Annotated in this window: 15 protein-coding genes; 4 read left to right on the forward strand and 11 right to left on the reverse strand. The window is 71.9% G+C overall.

The genetic code is table 11. The features are described from left to right. The first annotated feature begins 38 nt into the window (after positions 1–38). Positions 39–1,610 carry a DHA2 family efflux MFS transporter permease subunit gene (locus tag ACZ5U5_RS17880; RefSeq protein ID WP_469022329.1) on the forward strand — a complete coding sequence of 524 codons (1,572 nt, stop codon included), beginning with the start codon at positions 39–41 and terminating at the stop codon, positions 1,608–1,610. Between the two features lie 69 nt (positions 1,611–1,679). Further along, positions 1,680–2,324 carry a hemerythrin domain-containing protein gene (locus tag ACZ5U5_RS17885; RefSeq protein WP_469022331.1) on the forward strand — a complete coding sequence of 215 codons (645 nt, stop codon included), beginning with the start codon at positions 1,680–1,682 and terminating at the stop codon, positions 2,322–2,324. Positions 2,325–2,391: 67 nt separating this feature from the next. Here the strand turns inward: ACZ5U5_RS17885 and ACZ5U5_RS17890 are convergent, their stop codons facing one another. Next, positions 2,392–3,318 carry a zinc-binding dehydrogenase gene (locus ACZ5U5_RS17890; protein WP_469022334.1) on the reverse strand — a complete coding sequence of 309 codons (927 nt, stop codon included), beginning with the start codon at positions 3,316–3,318 and terminating at the stop codon, positions 2,392–2,394. A gap of 65 nt (positions 3,319–3,383) precedes the next feature. Continuing rightward, positions 3,384–4,112, reverse strand: a complete 729-nt coding sequence (locus tag ACZ5U5_RS17895; RefSeq protein ID WP_469022337.1) for an SDR family NAD(P)-dependent oxidoreductase — start codon at positions 4,110–4,112, stop codon at positions 3,384–3,386. Between the two features lie 284 nt (positions 4,113–4,396). Here ACZ5U5_RS17895 and ACZ5U5_RS17900 point away from each other — a divergent pair, with 284 nt between their 5' ends. After that, positions 4,397–5,485, forward strand: coding sequence for a phosphotransferase family protein (locus ACZ5U5_RS17900; protein WP_469022338.1), 1,089 nt, complete (start codon positions 4,397–4,399; stop codon positions 5,483–5,485). A 75-nt stretch (positions 5,486–5,560) separates the two neighbouring features. Here ACZ5U5_RS17900 and ACZ5U5_RS17905 read toward each other — a convergent pair whose 3' ends face one another. The 4 genes from ACZ5U5_RS17905 to ACZ5U5_RS17920 form a co-directional block, all read right to left on the reverse strand. Continuing rightward, positions 5,561–5,836, reverse strand: a complete 276-nt coding sequence (locus ACZ5U5_RS17905; RefSeq protein WP_469022341.1) for an acyl carrier protein — start codon at positions 5,834–5,836, stop codon at positions 5,561–5,563. 56 nt (positions 5,837–5,892) lie between these two features. Next, on the reverse strand, positions 5,893–7,128 hold the full coding sequence (locus ACZ5U5_RS17910) for a ketosynthase chain-length factor (RefSeq protein WP_469022344.1): 1,236 nt from the start codon (positions 7,126–7,128) through the stop codon (positions 5,893–5,895). Next, positions 7,125–8,393 carry a beta-ketoacyl-[acyl-carrier-protein] synthase family protein gene (locus tag ACZ5U5_RS17915; protein WP_469022347.1) on the reverse strand — a complete coding sequence of 423 codons (1,269 nt, stop codon included), beginning with the start codon at positions 8,391–8,393 and terminating at the stop codon, positions 7,125–7,127. The genes ACZ5U5_RS17910 and ACZ5U5_RS17915 overlap by 4 nt, the downstream gene beginning before the upstream one ends. 114 nt (positions 8,394–8,507) lie before the next feature. Beyond that, on the reverse strand, positions 8,508–9,557 hold the full coding sequence (locus tag ACZ5U5_RS17920; RefSeq protein WP_469022350.1) for an acyltransferase domain-containing protein: 1,050 nt from the start codon (positions 9,555–9,557) through the stop codon (positions 8,508–8,510). A gap of 409 nt (positions 9,558–9,966) precedes the next feature. Here ACZ5U5_RS17920 and ACZ5U5_RS17925 point away from each other — a divergent pair, with 409 nt between their 5' ends. Beyond that, positions 9,967–11,445 (forward strand): GMC oxidoreductase, encoded by a 1,479-nt coding sequence (locus ACZ5U5_RS17925; RefSeq protein ID WP_469022353.1) that lies wholly within the window; start codon positions 9,967–9,969, stop codon positions 11,443–11,445. 73 nt (positions 11,446–11,518) lie between these two features. On the opposite strand, the gene ACZ5U5_RS17930 is transcribed toward ACZ5U5_RS17925, so the two are convergent. From ACZ5U5_RS17930 to ACZ5U5_RS17950, 5 genes are all read right to left on the reverse strand, one after another. Further along, the gene (locus ACZ5U5_RS17930; protein ID WP_469022356.1) at positions 11,519–12,592 is read right to left on the reverse strand and encodes an LLM class flavin-dependent oxidoreductase; all 1,074 of its coding nucleotides are present in this window, start codon (positions 12,590–12,592) and stop codon (positions 11,519–11,521) included. 38 nt (positions 12,593–12,630) lie between these two features. Further along, positions 12,631–13,401, reverse strand: coding sequence for an SDR family NAD(P)-dependent oxidoreductase (locus ACZ5U5_RS17935; protein WP_469022359.1), 771 nt, complete (start codon positions 13,399–13,401; stop codon positions 12,631–12,633). Positions 13,402–13,488: 87 nt separating this feature from the next. Next, the gene (locus tag ACZ5U5_RS17940; RefSeq protein WP_469022362.1) at positions 13,489–13,950 is read right to left on the reverse strand and encodes a nuclear transport factor 2 family protein; all 462 of its coding nucleotides are present in this window, start codon (positions 13,948–13,950) and stop codon (positions 13,489–13,491) included. A 38-nt stretch (positions 13,951–13,988) separates the two neighbouring features. After that, a complete protein-coding gene (locus ACZ5U5_RS17945; protein ID WP_469022365.1) occupies positions 13,989–14,429 on the reverse strand; it encodes a nuclear transport factor 2 family protein in 441 nt (146 codons plus the stop codon). Between the two features lie 4 nt (positions 14,430–14,433). Next, complete coding sequence (locus ACZ5U5_RS17950) at positions 14,434–14,730, reverse strand: antibiotic biosynthesis monooxygenase family protein (protein WP_229871743.1); 297 nt, start codon at positions 14,728–14,730, stop codon at positions 14,434–14,436. Positions 14,731–14,942 lie beyond the last annotated feature (212 nt).

Here is a 14,942-nt window from a genome sequence, read left to right on the forward strand (position 1 = left end):
TTCCCACCTTCGCAATGCTCATCGGCAGGAGAGATCTGGTGTCCGAACGATCCCTGGGGCAACCTCACACGACCCGGCCCGCTTCCCCGCAGGACGGCGCGGCGGCGGGCTCCGGCTCCCGCAAGGGGCTGGCGCTGGCCGCCATCGCGGTCGCCCAGCTGATGGTCGTCCTCGACGTCTCGATCGTGAACGTGGCGTTGCCCTCCATCCAGGGGGCCCTGGACTTCTCCGCGACCAACCTGGAGTGGGTGGTCAACGCCTACGCGCTCGCCTTCGGCGGACTGCTGCTGCTCGGCGGGCGGATCGCGGACATGTACGGCCAGCGCCGTACGTTCCTCTTCGGTGTCGCCCTGCTCACGGTGGCCTCGCTGCTCGGCGGCGTGGCGACCAACCAGGGCTGGCTGATCGCCGCGAGGGCCGTGCAGGGCATCGCCGGAGCACTGGTCGCCCCCGCCGCGCTCGCGCTGATCGCCGGCACGTTCTCCGAGGGCGGCGAACGCAACAAGGCCATGGGCATCTACGCGGCCATGGGCGGCGCGGGCGGCGCGCTCGGCAACGTACTGGGCGGCGTCTTCACCGACGCGCTCAGCTGGCGCTGGGTCCTGTTCGTCAACGTGCCCATCGGCATCCTGCTGTTCCTGGCCGCGCTCAAGGCGTTCCCCGCCGAGCGCGTCAGCACCCAAGGGCGGCGCCTGGACCTGCCGGGCGCCGTCACCTCGACCGCCGGCATGTCGCTGGTGGTGTACGGGCTGATCCACGCGGCCACCGACGACTGGAGCAGCGCCGGTACGGTCACCCCGCTCGTCGTCGGTGCCGCACTGCTCGCCCTCTTCGTCGTGATCGAGGCCCGCAGCGGCTCCCCGCTCATGCCGCTGAGCATCTTCCGCAACCGCAACCGCTCCGGTGCGTACGCGATCATGCTGGCGCTCGGCGCGGGCATGATCGTCCTGTTCTACTTCCTCACCCTCTTCATGCAGATCGTGCTCGGCTTCAGCCCGCTCAAGACCGGCTTCTCCTTCCTGCCGTTCGCCGTGGGCGCCGCCGTCTTCGCGACGATCAGCAGCCAGGTCGTGGGGCGTGTGGGGCCGCGGATCCTGCTCGGTGCCGGAACGCTCCTCGCCGCCGTCGCCTTCTTCTGGTTCTCGCAGCTCAGCGCGGACGGCAGCTACAGCGGTGACCTGCTCGGCCCGCTCGTCCTGTCCGGCTGCAGCGTGGGCCTGTGCTTCGTACCGCTGACCCTCGCGGCGGTGGCAGGGGTGCGCAAGGCCCAGGCCGGTGTCTCCTCCGCCCTGCTCAACGCCGGGCAGCAGGTCGGCGCCGCGCTGGGGCTGGCGGCCCTTGGGACGATCGCGGTCACCGCCACCACGGACCGGCTCACCGAGCTGATGGGCCCGGCCGCCGCCGAGTCGGCGCACGGCTACGGGCCCGCGGACGCGGCGAACATGCCGCCGCAGGTCCGCAAGGCGGTGTTCGACTCACTCGCGCACGGATACGGCACGGCGTTCCTGGTGACGGGCTTCGTCCTGCTCGGCGCGTTCGTCATCGCCGTCCTGGTGATCCGGGTCTCCTCCAAGGACGCGGACAACGCCGAGACGGGCGTCGTGATCTGACCCTTCCCGACGCTCGCCGGGCCCATTGCCCAGAGCCCGCACGCCGTACCCGACCAGGAGGAGTCCGCAGTGAACGCCCGAGCGCAGAGGGGCGGCGCACCCGCCGTCGACCTGACGATGATGTACGCGATCCACCACGCCTTCCGGCGGGATCTGCGGCTGCTTGCGGCGGCCCAGCACGACGACGTCGCCGCCTTCCGCCAGGGATGGCAGCTCTTCAAGAACTACCTGACGATCCATCACCTGGCTGAGGACCACTCGCTGTGGCCCGTCCTGCGCACCAAACTGGACGGTCAGGACGAGCAGTTGAGGATGCTCCAGGCCATGGAGCTGGAACACGCCCAGCTCGACACGGCCGTGGAGAAGATCGACGCGGCGCTCGGCCAGGAGGGCGGCGAAAAGGTCCTGCCGGAACTCATGGACGACGTCATCGCTTGCCTGACCGACCACCTCGACCACGAGGAGGCCCAAGCCCTGCCGCTCATCGAGAGCGAACTCACGGCGGCGGAGTGGGGCGCCTTCGTGTCGGAACAGCGCAGCCAGGTCGGCATCAAGGGCGCCGCGACGTTCTTCCCCTGGCTGCTCGACGGGGTACCGGAGGCCGAACGGCGCACCGTGCTCGACAAGGTCCCGCCGCCGCTGCGCCTGGTCTACCGCGCGGTGTGGCGTCCCAAGTACGAGCGCAACTCGCCCTGGAAGGGCAGGGCCGCCTGACCCCGGCGGCCACCAAGACCCCGGTGCCGGACGTGTCATCCCCCGGTGCGTCCGGCACCGGGCCGGATCAGAGCGTCAGCACAGCCTTGCCGTTGACCTGGCGGTCGCCGACGCCGCGCAGAGTGGGCTCCGGGTCCGCCCAGTCGCCGACGAGCGTGACGTGCGGGTCGAGAGCACCGTCGGCGACGAGCCGCAGCAGCACGGCGAGGTCGTTGCCGACGGGCCTGCGCGGCATCTCGTCGAACAGGTGCAGATAGCGGATACGGAGGCCGGGGCGTGCGTGACCCCAGTCGAAGGGCAGGGACAGATCGGCGCGCGTGGTGTTGCCGTAACAGACGACGACGCCGTGCGGCTCGACCCGTTGGAACGCGCTGCGCAGCACCTCGCCGCCGACGCTGTCCACGAGCACGTGCACCGGCCGTGTCGCCTTAGGGCCCGCGTCGTACGTGGACACCTCGGCGGCACCCAGTTCGCTCAGGCCCTTCGTCCGCTCCGCCGAACCCGCCCAGGCGGCCACCTCGGCGCCCGCGGCCCTGGCCAGCTGGACGGCGATCCGGCCGACCCCACCGCTGGCGCCGGTGACCAGGACCCGGCGGCCCAGGAGCGAGCCGGCGTGCCGCATGGCGTACAGCGCGGTGAGTCCGGCCACGGGCAGTGCCGCCGCGTCGGTCCACTCGACGCCGTCCGGGAGCGGGGCGAGCCGGGTGGTCGACAGGGCGACCCGTTCACACCAGCCGTCCCGCTCGGCGACGCCCGCCACCCGGGTGCCGGGCGGCGGCCCGCTGCCGTCGGCCGCCGCGTGCACCACGGTGCCTGCCACGTCGAAGCCGAGCCGTGAGCCCGGCGGCAGCATGCCGAGCAGGGAGAGGTCACCGCGGTTCACGGACACCGCCCTGACCTCCACGACGGCCTGGTCGGGGCGGGGTTCGGGCTCGGAAACCGTTGCCGGCCGCACCCGGGTGCCGCCGTCCGCGGGAGTGATGAGTGCTTGCACGTGGTGTCGCCTCCGGGGCTGTCGTCGGGTCGTCGGGATGGGTTACCGCGAAGAGCGGGGAGAGGTCACCAGCGCACGCCGCCGTCGACCGGCAGCACCGCGCCGTTCACGTAGCTGCTCCCCGGGGAGGCCAGGAATACGGCGGCGCGGGCGACTTCGGCTCCCGTGCCCGCCCGGCCCGCGGCCAAGGTGCCCCGCAGCCGCGGCCAGATCGTCTCGTTGGCCATCAGGTCCCGGCCCTGGCCCTCGTCGATGAAGCCGGGGGACAGGCAGTTCACCGTGATCCCCTGCGGCGCCAGTTCGAGGGCGCAGACCTCCGTCAGCCGCTCGACGGCTGCCTTGGAGGCGCAGTACGCGGCCGCGCCGGGCATGGCGCGCCGCCCGAGCAGCGAGGACATGGTGATGATCCGGGCCGCCTCGGCGTCCCGGAGATACGGCACCGCCGCCCTCACCGTGTGGAACACGCCCGTCAGGTTGGTGGCGATCACGGCGTCCCAGTGTTCGTCGGAGAGCGCCGAGACCGGACCCGGCCTGCTCACCCCGGCGTTGGCGACCACGATGTGCGGGCCGCCGTACCGTTCGTGGGTCGTACGCATCAGGTCGGCGACCGACTGCGGCACCGTGACGTCGGCCTTGACGTGGACGATCCGGCCGCCCCGGTCAGGGGGATCGGGCTCCACGTCCCTGGCCGCGGCGACCACGATGGCGCCCTGGTCGGCCAGCGCCTGCGCGACGGCCCTGCCCAGACCGCGTGTGCCGCCGGTGACCACGGCGGTCCTGCCCTGCAACTGCATTGCTCCTCCTGTGTTCCGGTCAGGGAGAGGGCCCGGGACGAAGAGCCCGCGAGGAAGAGCCCGCGGAGTCCGGGAGCACGATGCTGCTGCGCGGCGATGGCGAGGCGAGGGAGACCGGCTGGAGACGCACGGCGGCCGGTGACCCGGTGACGGCCGCTCCCCAGCGCCGCTGGATTCGGGCGCCAGGGGCCCCGGCGAGACTCGGGCTCCGCCCGGACCCGGGCCCGCGACGAACGAAGGCCGTGCTCCGGGCGCCCTCGGTCAACCCCTGAAGGAGGAAGTCCGTGCCCGTTCCCGTGCAGCGCGACCCCGAACAGACCCGCCGGGCGTTGGCCGACTGGCTCACGGTCCGATGGCAGCCCCGCGCCGGCGAGGTGCGGGTCGGCCCGGTACGGGTGCCGGGCGCCGCCGGATTCTCCGGAGAGATCCTGCTGTGCGACGCCGAGTGGACCAAGGGCGAGGACGGCACGACCCGCCGCGAACCCCTGGCCGTCCGGGTGGCTCCCACCGGGCACCGCCTCCACCCCGACGACCGCTGGACGGAACAGGTCAGGCTGCTGGAGATCCTCGACGGTACGGATGTCCCCGTGGCCCCGCTGCTGGGGCACGAACCCAAATCCTGCGTGCTCGGGGCGCCGTTTTTGGTGATGCGCCGGATCGAGGGCGAGGTGCCCGCGGACTTCCCCTCGTACCACCGCGAGGGCTGGCTGGCCGGGCTGCCGCCGCACAGCCGCCGTGCCGCCTGGCTCGGCGGCATCGAGATGCTCGCCGCGATCCACCGGCTCGACCCGCTCGCACTCGGCCTCGGCTTCCTCGACCGCCCGCAGTACGGCACCGGCCACCTCACGCAGCAACTGACCGAGTACACCCGGCTCCTGCCGTTCTACGGCGCGGACCACAACCAGGCCGCGGCGAGGGCTCTGGCCTGGCTGCACGACCACCGACCCGAGGAATCCGGCCCGCCCCGCCTGCTGTGGGGCGACGCCCGGCTCGGCAACCTCATCTACGACGGCGAGAAGCCGGCCGCCGTGCTGGACTGGGAGATGGCCGCCCTGGGACGGCCCGAGTCGGACCTGGCCTGGTTCCTGCACCTGGACCGGCACCTGAGCGAGGGCATCGGCGCGGTCCGGCTCACCGGGCTCCCCGACCGCGCCGCCACGGTGCGCCACTACGAGCGGATCACCGGGCACGTCGTACAACACCTGGAGTACTACGAGGTCTTCGCCGCGTTCCGGTTCTGCGTGCTCACCGCACGGGTGACCCGGCTCCTGGAGGAGAGCGGCATCATGCCGCCCGGCACCGACTTCCCGTTGCACCGCAACGCCACGAGGCTGCTGGCCCGTGTCCTGGAGGAGACAGCCGCGCGTGTCTGACGCGCAGACGGGCGGGCGGGGCACACCGCACCAGGTGTGCCCCGCCCGTCTGTGCAAAAAGCCGGCCCGCCGTGCTTACGCGGCGGCCAGCGTCCGGTTGACTGCCGTCAGGAACTCCCGCGGCGTCGCGATGCCGTCGAGGTCGTCGTCGCTCAGCTCGACCCCGTAGTCCCGGGCTATCCGCCCGGCGGTCTCAAGAAGGGCCAGGGAGTCGTAACCGAGTTCCGTGAAGTCGGAGTCGAGGATGTCGCCGCTGAGGTCGACCGACTCGTCCTCGCCCGCCGATTCCCGCATGATCCGGGTGAGGTCCTCCACGGTCAGTTCGGTCACGGTCGCATTGGCGTCGCTCATCAGATGTCCTTTCGGCGTGGGTGGAAGGGGGAGAAGGTCGCGCCGCCCGGCGTGCCTCAGGTGGCCCGTCGTACGACCGCCGCGGCGTTGAACCCGCCCCGACCGCGCGCCACGACCAGCGCACAGCGCAGGTCCGCCTCGCGCGGCTCCCCGGTGACGAGGTCGATCGGATGCCCGGGGCCGGGGCCCGACACGTTCGCGGTGTGCGGGATCGTGCCGTCCCGCAGGGCGAGCAGCGCGGTCGCCAAATCCAGCGACGCCCCGCCCGCGAAGAGCCGGCCCGTCATGCTCTTGGGTGCGGTCACCGGGACACCGCCGGGCCCGAACACCTCACCCAGGGCGCGGGACTCCGCCCGGTCGAGGTCGGGCACACCGGCGGCGTCCGCGAACACCACGTCCACGTCCCGCGCGGCCGTACCGGCGTCCTGCAACGCCCGCCGGATCGCCCGCACCAGACCCGTGCCCTCCTGACCGGCCGGCAGCGGACCCGGGTCGAACGTCGCCGCGTAGCCCGCGATCTCGCCGTAGATCTCCGCGCCGCGCCGCCGCGCGCTCGCGGCGTCCTCCAGGACCAGGAACGCACCGCCCTCGCCCGGCACCTGGCCGGGCGCGTCGTCGGCGAAGGGCAAAAACGCGCGGTCCGCCTCGCTGCCGGTGCTCATCACACCGGAGCTGAACTGCCCGGCGAAGCCGAGCGGGCACAGCGCGCCGTCGACACCGCCGGTGAGCATCGCGGTGGTTCCCTTGCGGATCTGCCGCCGGGCATTGCCCACCGCGTCGAGTCCCCCCGCCGCGTCGCTCACCACGGTGTTGCTCGAACCGCGCAGGCCGTGCCGGATGGAGATCTGACCGGTGTTCACGGCGTAGAACCAGGCGAAGGACTGGTACGCGCTGACGAACCGCCCGCCCTTGCTCCACAGGTTCTGCAGCTCCCGCTGCCCGAACTCGAAACCGCCCATCGACGAGGCCGTGGCCACCCCCATCCCGTACGGGTCGAGCTGCCCGGGGTCGAGCGTGCTGTCACGCAGCGCCTCGTCGGCCGCGTACAGGGAGAGGCGGGTGCCGTGGTCGGTCTGCGGGATGAGGCGGCTCGGGATGTGCTGCTCGGGCTCGAATCCCTTTACCTCACCGGCCAGTTGGAGCGGATAACCGGCGGCGTCGTAGCGGGTCGTGGGGGCGATGCCGCTGCGTCCCGCGAGCGTCGCCGCCCAGTACGCCTCCGTACCCAGGCCGTTGGGCGCGGCCACGCCGACCCCGGTGACCACGGTGCGCACCGTGGTGTCGAGGCTCATGCCGCGACCCGCTCGGGACGGGCCAGAACGACGGCGCTCTGGAAGCCGCCGAAACCGCTGCCGACGCTCAGTACGTTGTCGACCTCGGCCTCTCTGGCCTTCAGCGGTACGTAGTCCAGGTCGCAGACCGGGTCCGGTTCGTGGAGGTTGGCGGTCGGCGGGATGAGTCCGTCGCGCATGGCGAGCACGCACGCGACCAGTTCCAGTGCGCCGATCGCGCCCAGCGAGTGCCCGATCATCGACTTCACCGAGCTGACGGGCACGTCGTAGGCGTGCTTGCCCAGTGCCCTCTTGAAGGCGGCCGTCTCGTGCCGGTCGTTCTGCTTGGTGCTCGACCCATGAGCGTTGACGTAGTCGATCGACTCCGGCGTGAGGCGGGCCTCGGCGAGGGCGTGCGTGATGGCGTCGGCCATCTCCGTGCCGTCGGAGCGCAGTCCGGTCATGTGGTAGGCGTTGCAGCGCGTGCCGACCCCGGCGACCTCGGCGTAGATCCGGGCGCCGCGGCGTCTGGCGTGCTCCAGCTCCTCAAGGACCAGCACGGCGGCGCCCTCGCCCAGGACGAGCCCGTTGCGTGTGGCGTCGAAGGGGCGCGAGGCGTGCTCCGGGTCGTCGTTGCGGGGGGTGGTCGCCTTGATGGCGTCGAAGCAGGCCAGGGTGATCGGCGAGATCGGGGCGTCGGTGCCGCCGCTGATCACGACGTCCGCGCTGCCTTCGCGGATCAGGTCCGTGGCGTGGCCGATCGCGTCCAGGCCCGAGGTGCAGCCGTCCGAGACGAGCGCCACCGGGCCCTGCGCCCCCACCAGGCGCGCCAGTTCGACCGCGATGGAACTCGGCACGAAGTGGTCGTAGAGATGCGGTACGGCATAGCGGTGGTCGACCAGCCAGTCGGCGCCCTCGTTGCTGAGGACGGTGTACTCCCGCTCCATGCTCGTCGTGCAGCCCACGGCGTTGCCCAGGGACACCCCGACGGTGGTGGGGTCGGCCGCGGGCAGGTCGAGCCCGCTGTCGCTGACGGCCTCGCGGGCGGCGGCGACGGCGAACTGGGTGGCCCGGTCCATGCGCCGGACCTCCTGCCGGCGCAGTCCGGCGGCGAAGGGGTCGAAGTCGCATTCGGCGGCGACCCGGGACCGGTAGGGCGCAGGATCGAAGGACGAGATCGTACGCGTGGCCGTGCGGCCGTTGGAGATCAGCTCCCAGTACTCCTTGGCGCCCGGCTTGCCGGGGGCCACTGCACCGATCCCCGTAATGACGATGCGACGCTCCATGACATCCTCACTCACAGTCGGCGGGGTCCGGCCGGTGACCGGCCCCGAGCTGTCACGCTCGCAGTCTGGCCTGGAGGCGGGATGGTGGGCCTCTGGTTGCGTGCTGGTCCTGGCTCAGGGCGCGCCCGCCGGGGACGGCAGCGGCAGCGGGTCGTGCGCCAACCGCCCCTGGCACAGCAGCCGTTCGACCGCCGTACGGAGGGTGTGCAGGTCCGACGCGTCGCCCCGGGCACGCGCGGGCAGCAGCCCCATGGCCGCCGAGCGGCCGGCGCCGACCGCCGGATGCCGCTTGGCCAGCGCGGTCAGACCCTGCCCCGGCCCGGCTTCGAGCAGCAGCAGCTCGCCGGTGCCAAGCAGCGTGTCGAGCGCGGGAGCGAAGAGCACGGGCGTGGCGGGCTGCCCGGCCCAGAACCGCGGGTCGGTCGCCTCGGCCGGAGTCAGCGGGCCTGCCGTGTACGCCGAGATCACCGGGAGCCGCGGTGCCCGCAGCCCAAGGCGGGCCAGCGAGGGCAGCGCCGCCTGCGCCGCCGGGGCGAGCGCCGGGCTGTGGAACGGGCTCAGGGCGCGGGTCCTGCGGCAGGTGAACCCTGCCGCGCGGAGCCGGGCCTCGGACGCGGCGAGCGGTGCCTTGGAACCGGCGAGGATCACCTGGCGGGGCGCGTTGACGGCGCCGACGACCACGTCGGCGTGCAGATAGGGCGCCATGTCGGCGGCGGACGCGTGCACGGCGAGCATGCCGCCGGCCGGCGCGGACTCGATGTGCGCCACCCGCTCGGCCATCATCGTGGCCGCTTCCTCCAGGGTGAAGACACCGGCCAGGGTGGCCGCCGCGACCTCGCCGACGCTGTGGCCGAGCAGGGCCGCGGGCCGCACCCCCCAGTCGAGCACCATGCGGCCCAGTGCCCAGTCGACGGCGAACAGCAGGGGCTGGGCCCTGCGCACGCCGTCCAGCTGTACGACGGGGGAGTCCGAGAGCCAGTCGGCCCGCAACGCGGCGCCCTCGGCGCCCCACACCTCGAACACCTCGTCCATGAGACGGCGGAACGGCTGATGGGCGCGGTACAACCCCGCCGCCATGAAAGGCTGTTGGGCGCCCTGGCCGGGAAACAGCAGGGCCACACCGCGTGGTGCGGGATCCGGGGGCGGGGGAGTGTTCGGGCTCATGGCTGCCTCCTGAGGACGCGGCGGGACGGTATGAGGGAAGGGGCACGGTACGGGTCGGCGCGCAGGTGGTACGGCGCGAGGGACCCACCCTCGCACCACGCCCTGGAGGCTCGATCTCGATCCGGGAAGTACCGCCCCGTGACTCTCCAGCGGGCCCCCAGCTGCTTCCCAGGCCCGTTTCCCACACTGGGAAGCACGGCCGACGGAACGTGATCCGTCTCCTTCGGCTCAGCGCGCGCCCACCGCACACGGCCGCCGGACCACGGTCACCACACCGTCGTCCGGCGGCCGTTGGCGTTGGGGTCCCGCTGACCGGCTCTGCAGCGGCTTCACAGTGAGCCTCCATCGCCGTCCGCGATGTTCGACCTGTCCGAAAGACCGGGACGGAAAAGGGCAGGGAGGCCGCTCAGTGGAGAGGCAGCAGCACCGCGCCGACGTGGTGATCGTCGGCAGCGGTTACGGAGGTTCGATCGCCGCCCTGAGGCTGGCGGAGGCGGGGGTCGACGCCGTCCTCCTGGAGCGGGGGCGGCGCTGGCCCGTCGACGACGCGGGCGACACCTTCGCGACACAGACCGCCCCCGACGGGCGTGCCGCATGGCTCAGCCAGACATCACCGCTCACGGACGCGAAGCTCGACGTCTACACGGGCGTCCTGGAGTTCGTCGAGGGCAGCGGCATGAACGTCCTGGCCGGCACCGGTGTGGGCGGCGCCTCACTGGCGACCAACGGCACGATGTGCGAGCCGTCGGCCGAACTGTTCGGGCAGACCCTGGGCGATGTCCTGGACCACCGCGAGATGACCGAGCGGTGGTATCCGCAGGCACGTGAACTGATCGGCTGCGCGCCGATCCCCGACGACATCTACCACTCCGAGTTCTACCGCTCGGCCCGCTCGTTCGCCGACCAGCTGGACAAGGCCTCGATCCCGTGGACCAAGGTCGACCTGGCCGTTGACTGGGACGTGGTCCGCGAGGAGATGGCCGGCACCCGGGTGCGGTCCCAGATCGACGGCCTCAACGTCTTCGGCGTCAACAGCGGCGCCCAGCGCAGCCTCGACCGCACGCTCCTTGCCCGCGCCGAGGCGTCGGGGCACATCGACGTACGGCCGCTGAGCGTGGTCACCGCCGTGCACCCCATCGACGGCGGCGACGGCACCGGCGGGTACCACGTCGACTACGAGACGATCGACGAGCGCGGACAGGTGCGCGCGCACCACCGGATCACCGCCACCCGGCTGATCCTTTCCGCGGGCACCCTGGGCACCAACCGGCTGCTGCTGCGCGCCAAGCGCAGCGGCGTCCTGCCCGCCCTGCACGACGCGCTGGGCACACGCGTCGGCAACAGCGAGGTCATCACGGCCCGTACCGGCATGGCGCAGAACAACCCCCGGCAGGGCGGCCCCGCGGCGATCTTCGCGCAGGACTGGCAGGACAACCCGCTGGGCCCGGTGTCCCTGCTCAACTTCCCCTGGCCGGACGCCCCGCAGGGCGAGGGCTGGACCACCACCATCGGAGCCGTGCCCGCACCGGCACTGGGCACCTTCCGCTACGACCAGGACAAGGACGACGTCGTCCTGCACTGGCCGGCCGACGACCCGGCCCTGGCCCGCGCGCAGTCCGCCATCACCCACACCCTGGACCGGCTCAACGAGGCCAACACCGGCACCCGTACGGCGTTCAGCCGCATCGGCACCACCGGCGGCAACGTGGTCGGCGGCGTACCCCTTGGCACGGTGACCGACGACGCGGGGCGGGTCGGCGGTTACCGCGGCCTCTACGTGGTGGACGGTTCGCTGCTGCCCGGCACCGGAGTCCCGCCGGCGCTGACCGTGGCCGCCGTCGCGGCACGCGTGACGTCGCTGCTCGTCGATGACCTGGTCCGCCCCTGACCGGCCCCGGGTCCATCGCACAAAGGGCTCCCCCGGACGAGGTCCGGGGGAGCCCTTTGTGGTGTCGCCGGTTTCAGGAGAGGGCGGATGAGGTGTCCCGGAAGTGCGGGATGACCTGCTCGGCGAAGAGCCGCATGCTGCGCGCGGACTCCTCGTGGGTGGGGTTGCCGGAGATCACCTGAAGGCTGACGGCGATGTCCCCATACCACTCGCGGATCGTTTGGAGCCGTTCGGTGACCTCGTCCGGGGTGCCGACGAGGACCTTGTTCTCGGCCAGGGAGCGGTCGAAGTCGGCCCTGGCGATGTTCTCCACGACCTTCTCGTAGCCCGCGTACACCTGGCTGCGCCGCTCTCCCCAGGCGGCCACCGCGTCCCGCATGACCAGGTTGCTGCGCTGCGAGTACTCCTTGCCCTTGGCCTTCGCCTCGGCGGGGTCCTCGCTGAGGTAGCAGTTGTAGCTCATGTGGACCTCGCCCTCGCCGGGGTGGCCCGCGTCCGCCCACGCCTTGCGGTAGAGGCCCAGCATGTCCTGCACGACCTCGCGCTTGTTGATCGAGGGGACCATCATCAGGCCGTGGCCCTCACGTCCCGCCTGCTCGCACGAGGAGGGGGTCTTCGCCGTGGCCACCAGGATCGGCGGGTGCGGGCGCTGGTAGGGCCGCGGCAGCAGGGTGACGGGGCCAAAGGAGTGGAAGCTGCCGTTCCAGACGACGTCCTCCTCGCTCCACAGCTTCTGGCAGGCCCGCAGCCCCTCCTCGAAGCGGGCCCTGCTCTCGTCCATGTCGATGCCGAAGGCGTCGAACTCGTCGGGCAGGAAGGCGCGTCCGAAGCCGACCTGGAGCCGGCCGCGGGAGATGTTGTCGAGCATGGCCAGCTTGCCGGCCAGCTTCAGCGGGTGCGTGAACGCGGGGATGACGGCGCCGGTCACCAGCTTGATGCGGCTGGTACGGGCCGCGGCGGCGGTCAGGAACGTGACCGGGTCCGGGCTGTAGCCGCCGTACTTGAAGAAGTAGTGCTCCACCGTCTTGACGTGGTCGAAGCCGAGCTCTTCGGCGAGCGCGACCAGGTTCAGGCTCTCCTCGAAGTAGTCCGCCGCGTCCTTGTCGTCCGGCCCGACGGTGGGAAAGAAGTTGATGCCGAATTCCATGCTGGCTCCCTAAGTTGTTGGGCGGCCCGGCGGTGCGGTCAAAAGACGACGCTCGCGCCGCCGTCCACCGGCAGGACGAGACCCGTGGCGAACGACGCCTCGGGGCGGGCCAGGGCGACCATCCACCAGGCCACCTCCTGCGGCTGGCCCACCCGGCCCAGTGGCACCCGGCCGCGCTGGCGTGCGCGCAGCTGCGCGATGCCCTCGGGGTCGAGCCCGGCGTGCTCCGCGATCGGTGTGTCGACAGGGCCGGGGGCGATGCCGGCGACCCTGACTCCCTTGGGGGCGAGTTCCAGGGCCCAGGTGCGGGTGAGGAAGTCGAGAGCGGCCTTGGTGGCGCCGTAGACCGAATGGCCGGGCCAGCCGCGCTGGTTGCCGGCCGTGGTGACATTGATGACGAGCCCTTTGGAGGACTCCAGGGCGGGCAGCGCCTCCTGGGTGAGGAACAGCGGCGCGAGCAGGTTCGTGGCCACCTGTTTGTGGGTGTTGTCCGGGTCGATGCGGCCCAGAGGCGCCGACCCCATCGTGACGGCGTTGTTGACCAGGACGTCGATGCCGCCGAGTTCGCGCTCGGCCGCCGCCACCACGGCGCGCGGTGTCCGCGGATTGGAGAGGTCGGCGCCGAACGGATGGATGCGGCCGTCGTGGCCGCGGGCGGTCTCGGCGAGTACGGCGGTCCTGCGGCCGACCACCATTACCCGGGCGCCTTCGGCGGCGAAGGCGTGCGCGGCTGCCCGGCCGATGCCCGTACCGCCCCCGGTGATCACCACCGCCCGGTCCTGGAGCAGACCCTGTGCTGGCTCAGTCATGGCTGTGTTTCCTCGCTGCGTCGCGTTGCCTGGCCGGGATGCGCGAGGCCGTGCCGGAGACACGCGCCCGGACGGCCTCGCGAGGTGTCAGTACTCGTAGCGCTCGCCGTCGGCGCCGACCGGGGACCACCACAGGTTGCCCTGGGTGACTCCGTCGGCGAACAGGGCGCTGCGGCCCTCGACGATCCGGCCGTCCTCCCAGCGCAGCACGTGCACACCCTCGACCTGGAGGCGCTCGTAGGGAGAGGTCGCGTCCTCCTTGGCGTGCTCGCGGTAGCCGTCGAGGCGGTACACGTCGATGGACACACCGGCCTCCTGGTCGACCAGGACGTCGAGCGTCTGGGAGGAGATGCGGCCTCCGGTGGCGGCCATCAGCTTGCCCATCTTCGACAGGTAGTCGTCCAGGCCGACGAACCAGCCTGCGTACTGGTGGTTGCCCGGCATCTGGAAGCGGACGTCCGGCGACCAGTACCGCAGAATCTGCTCCCGGTCCCCGGTCACCAGCGACGCGTACGCCGCCGCCACCCGTTCGCGTGTCAGCTCGGTCATGCTCACAACCTTCTTTCCTTCGCTGGGTGCCGGCCGGATCAGGTGCCGTCGTGGGTGATGAGGCGGTGCTTGACCAGCCACCGGCCGTCCCGCAGGACCAGGACGTCCTCACCGGTGGTACTGAGATAGGTGGCGGCCCGGCCGCCCCGCGGGGTCTCGTAGACCATGGCGTAGTAGCGGGTCAGTACCCTCTCTTCGTCCTGCCGCTGGGTGGCGACCATGCCGAACCAGTGCCGCCGCTGTACGTCCTTGGTGGCGAGGCGGTCCATGCCGGCGCGCATCCGCTCGGCGATGACGGCGCGGCCCGTCCAGGGCTCCGGCTTCACGTTCTGCGCGAAGACCCCGTCCTCGGTGAACCCCTCGGCCCACTCCTCGGCCTCACGCTCGTCCAGGAGCTGCATCTGGTGGGCGTAGAACTGCACGATCTGCGCGTACGTCTCCCCGTCGACCGGATTGCTGATCTTGAGAGGTCCGGACACCGGTTCAGGCCTCCCCGACGCCGGACTCGACCAGGTCGGACAGGTGCGGCTCACCCTTGATGACCGTGCCCAGAGCCTTCAGGCGGTTGCGGAACTCCGGCTCCTTCAAGGCCTGTTCGAAGGACGTCTGGTCCTCCCACTCCGCGACGTTGAAGTACACGGACGGGTCGCTCTGCGAGCGGACGAGCTGGTAGCGGATGAGACCGGGACGGGTGCGCATGAACTCGGCGACATGGGCGTAGATGCGTTCCAGGTCCTCGGCCGCTCCGGTGAGTGTCAGCTTGTTGACGAAGACGACCACGACGACTCCTGTGTCTCGAAGGATGGGGCGGCGCTCGCGCGGGCCGCTCCTGCCACCTTCGAGGCGCCCGCTGATGGGCTGTTGGGGCGGTGGTGGAGGAGGCCGCCGCCCACCGGAACCCCATCGGACCTCCAACGGCCCTCCGCACACTGGGCGCCCGGCCGTCCGGACCTGTGACGACGGCCCCCGACGACCCGAACCGGCCCAACTCG

The sequence above is a fragment of the Streptomyces sp. NPDC033177 genome, assembly GCF_055577715.1.

Bases quoted from the DNA above. Each gene is read 5' to 3' on its own strand.
- ACZ5U5_RS17895 (WP_469022337.1), bottom strand. From the start codon at position 4,112: ATGCAGTTGCAGGGCAGGACCGCCGTGGTCACCGGCGGCACACGCGGT.
- ACZ5U5_RS17905 (WP_469022341.1), bottom strand. From the start codon at position 5,836: ATGAGCGACGCCAATGCGACCGTGACCGAACTGACCGTGGAGGACCTC.
- ACZ5U5_RS17910 (WP_469022344.1), bottom strand. From the start codon at position 7,128: ATGAGCCTCGACACCACGGTGCGCACCGTGGTCACCGGGGTCGGCGTG.
- ACZ5U5_RS17915 (WP_469022347.1), bottom strand. From the start codon at position 8,393: ATGGAGCGTCGCATCGTCATTACGGGGATCGGTGCAGTGGCCCCCGGC.
- ACZ5U5_RS17920 (WP_469022350.1), bottom strand. From the start codon at position 9,557: ATGAGCCCGAACACTCCCCCGCCCCCGGATCCCGCACCACGCGGTGTG.
- ACZ5U5_RS17930 (WP_469022356.1), bottom strand. From the start codon at position 12,592: ATGGAATTCGGCATCAACTTCTTTCCCACCGTCGGGCCGGACGACAAG.
- ACZ5U5_RS17935 (WP_469022359.1), bottom strand. From the start codon at position 13,401: ATGACTGAGCCAGCACAGGGTCTGCTCCAGGACCGGGCGGTGGTGATC.
- ACZ5U5_RS17940 (WP_469022362.1), bottom strand. From the start codon at position 13,950: ATGACCGAGCTGACACGCGAACGGGTGGCGGCGGCGTACGCGTCGCTG.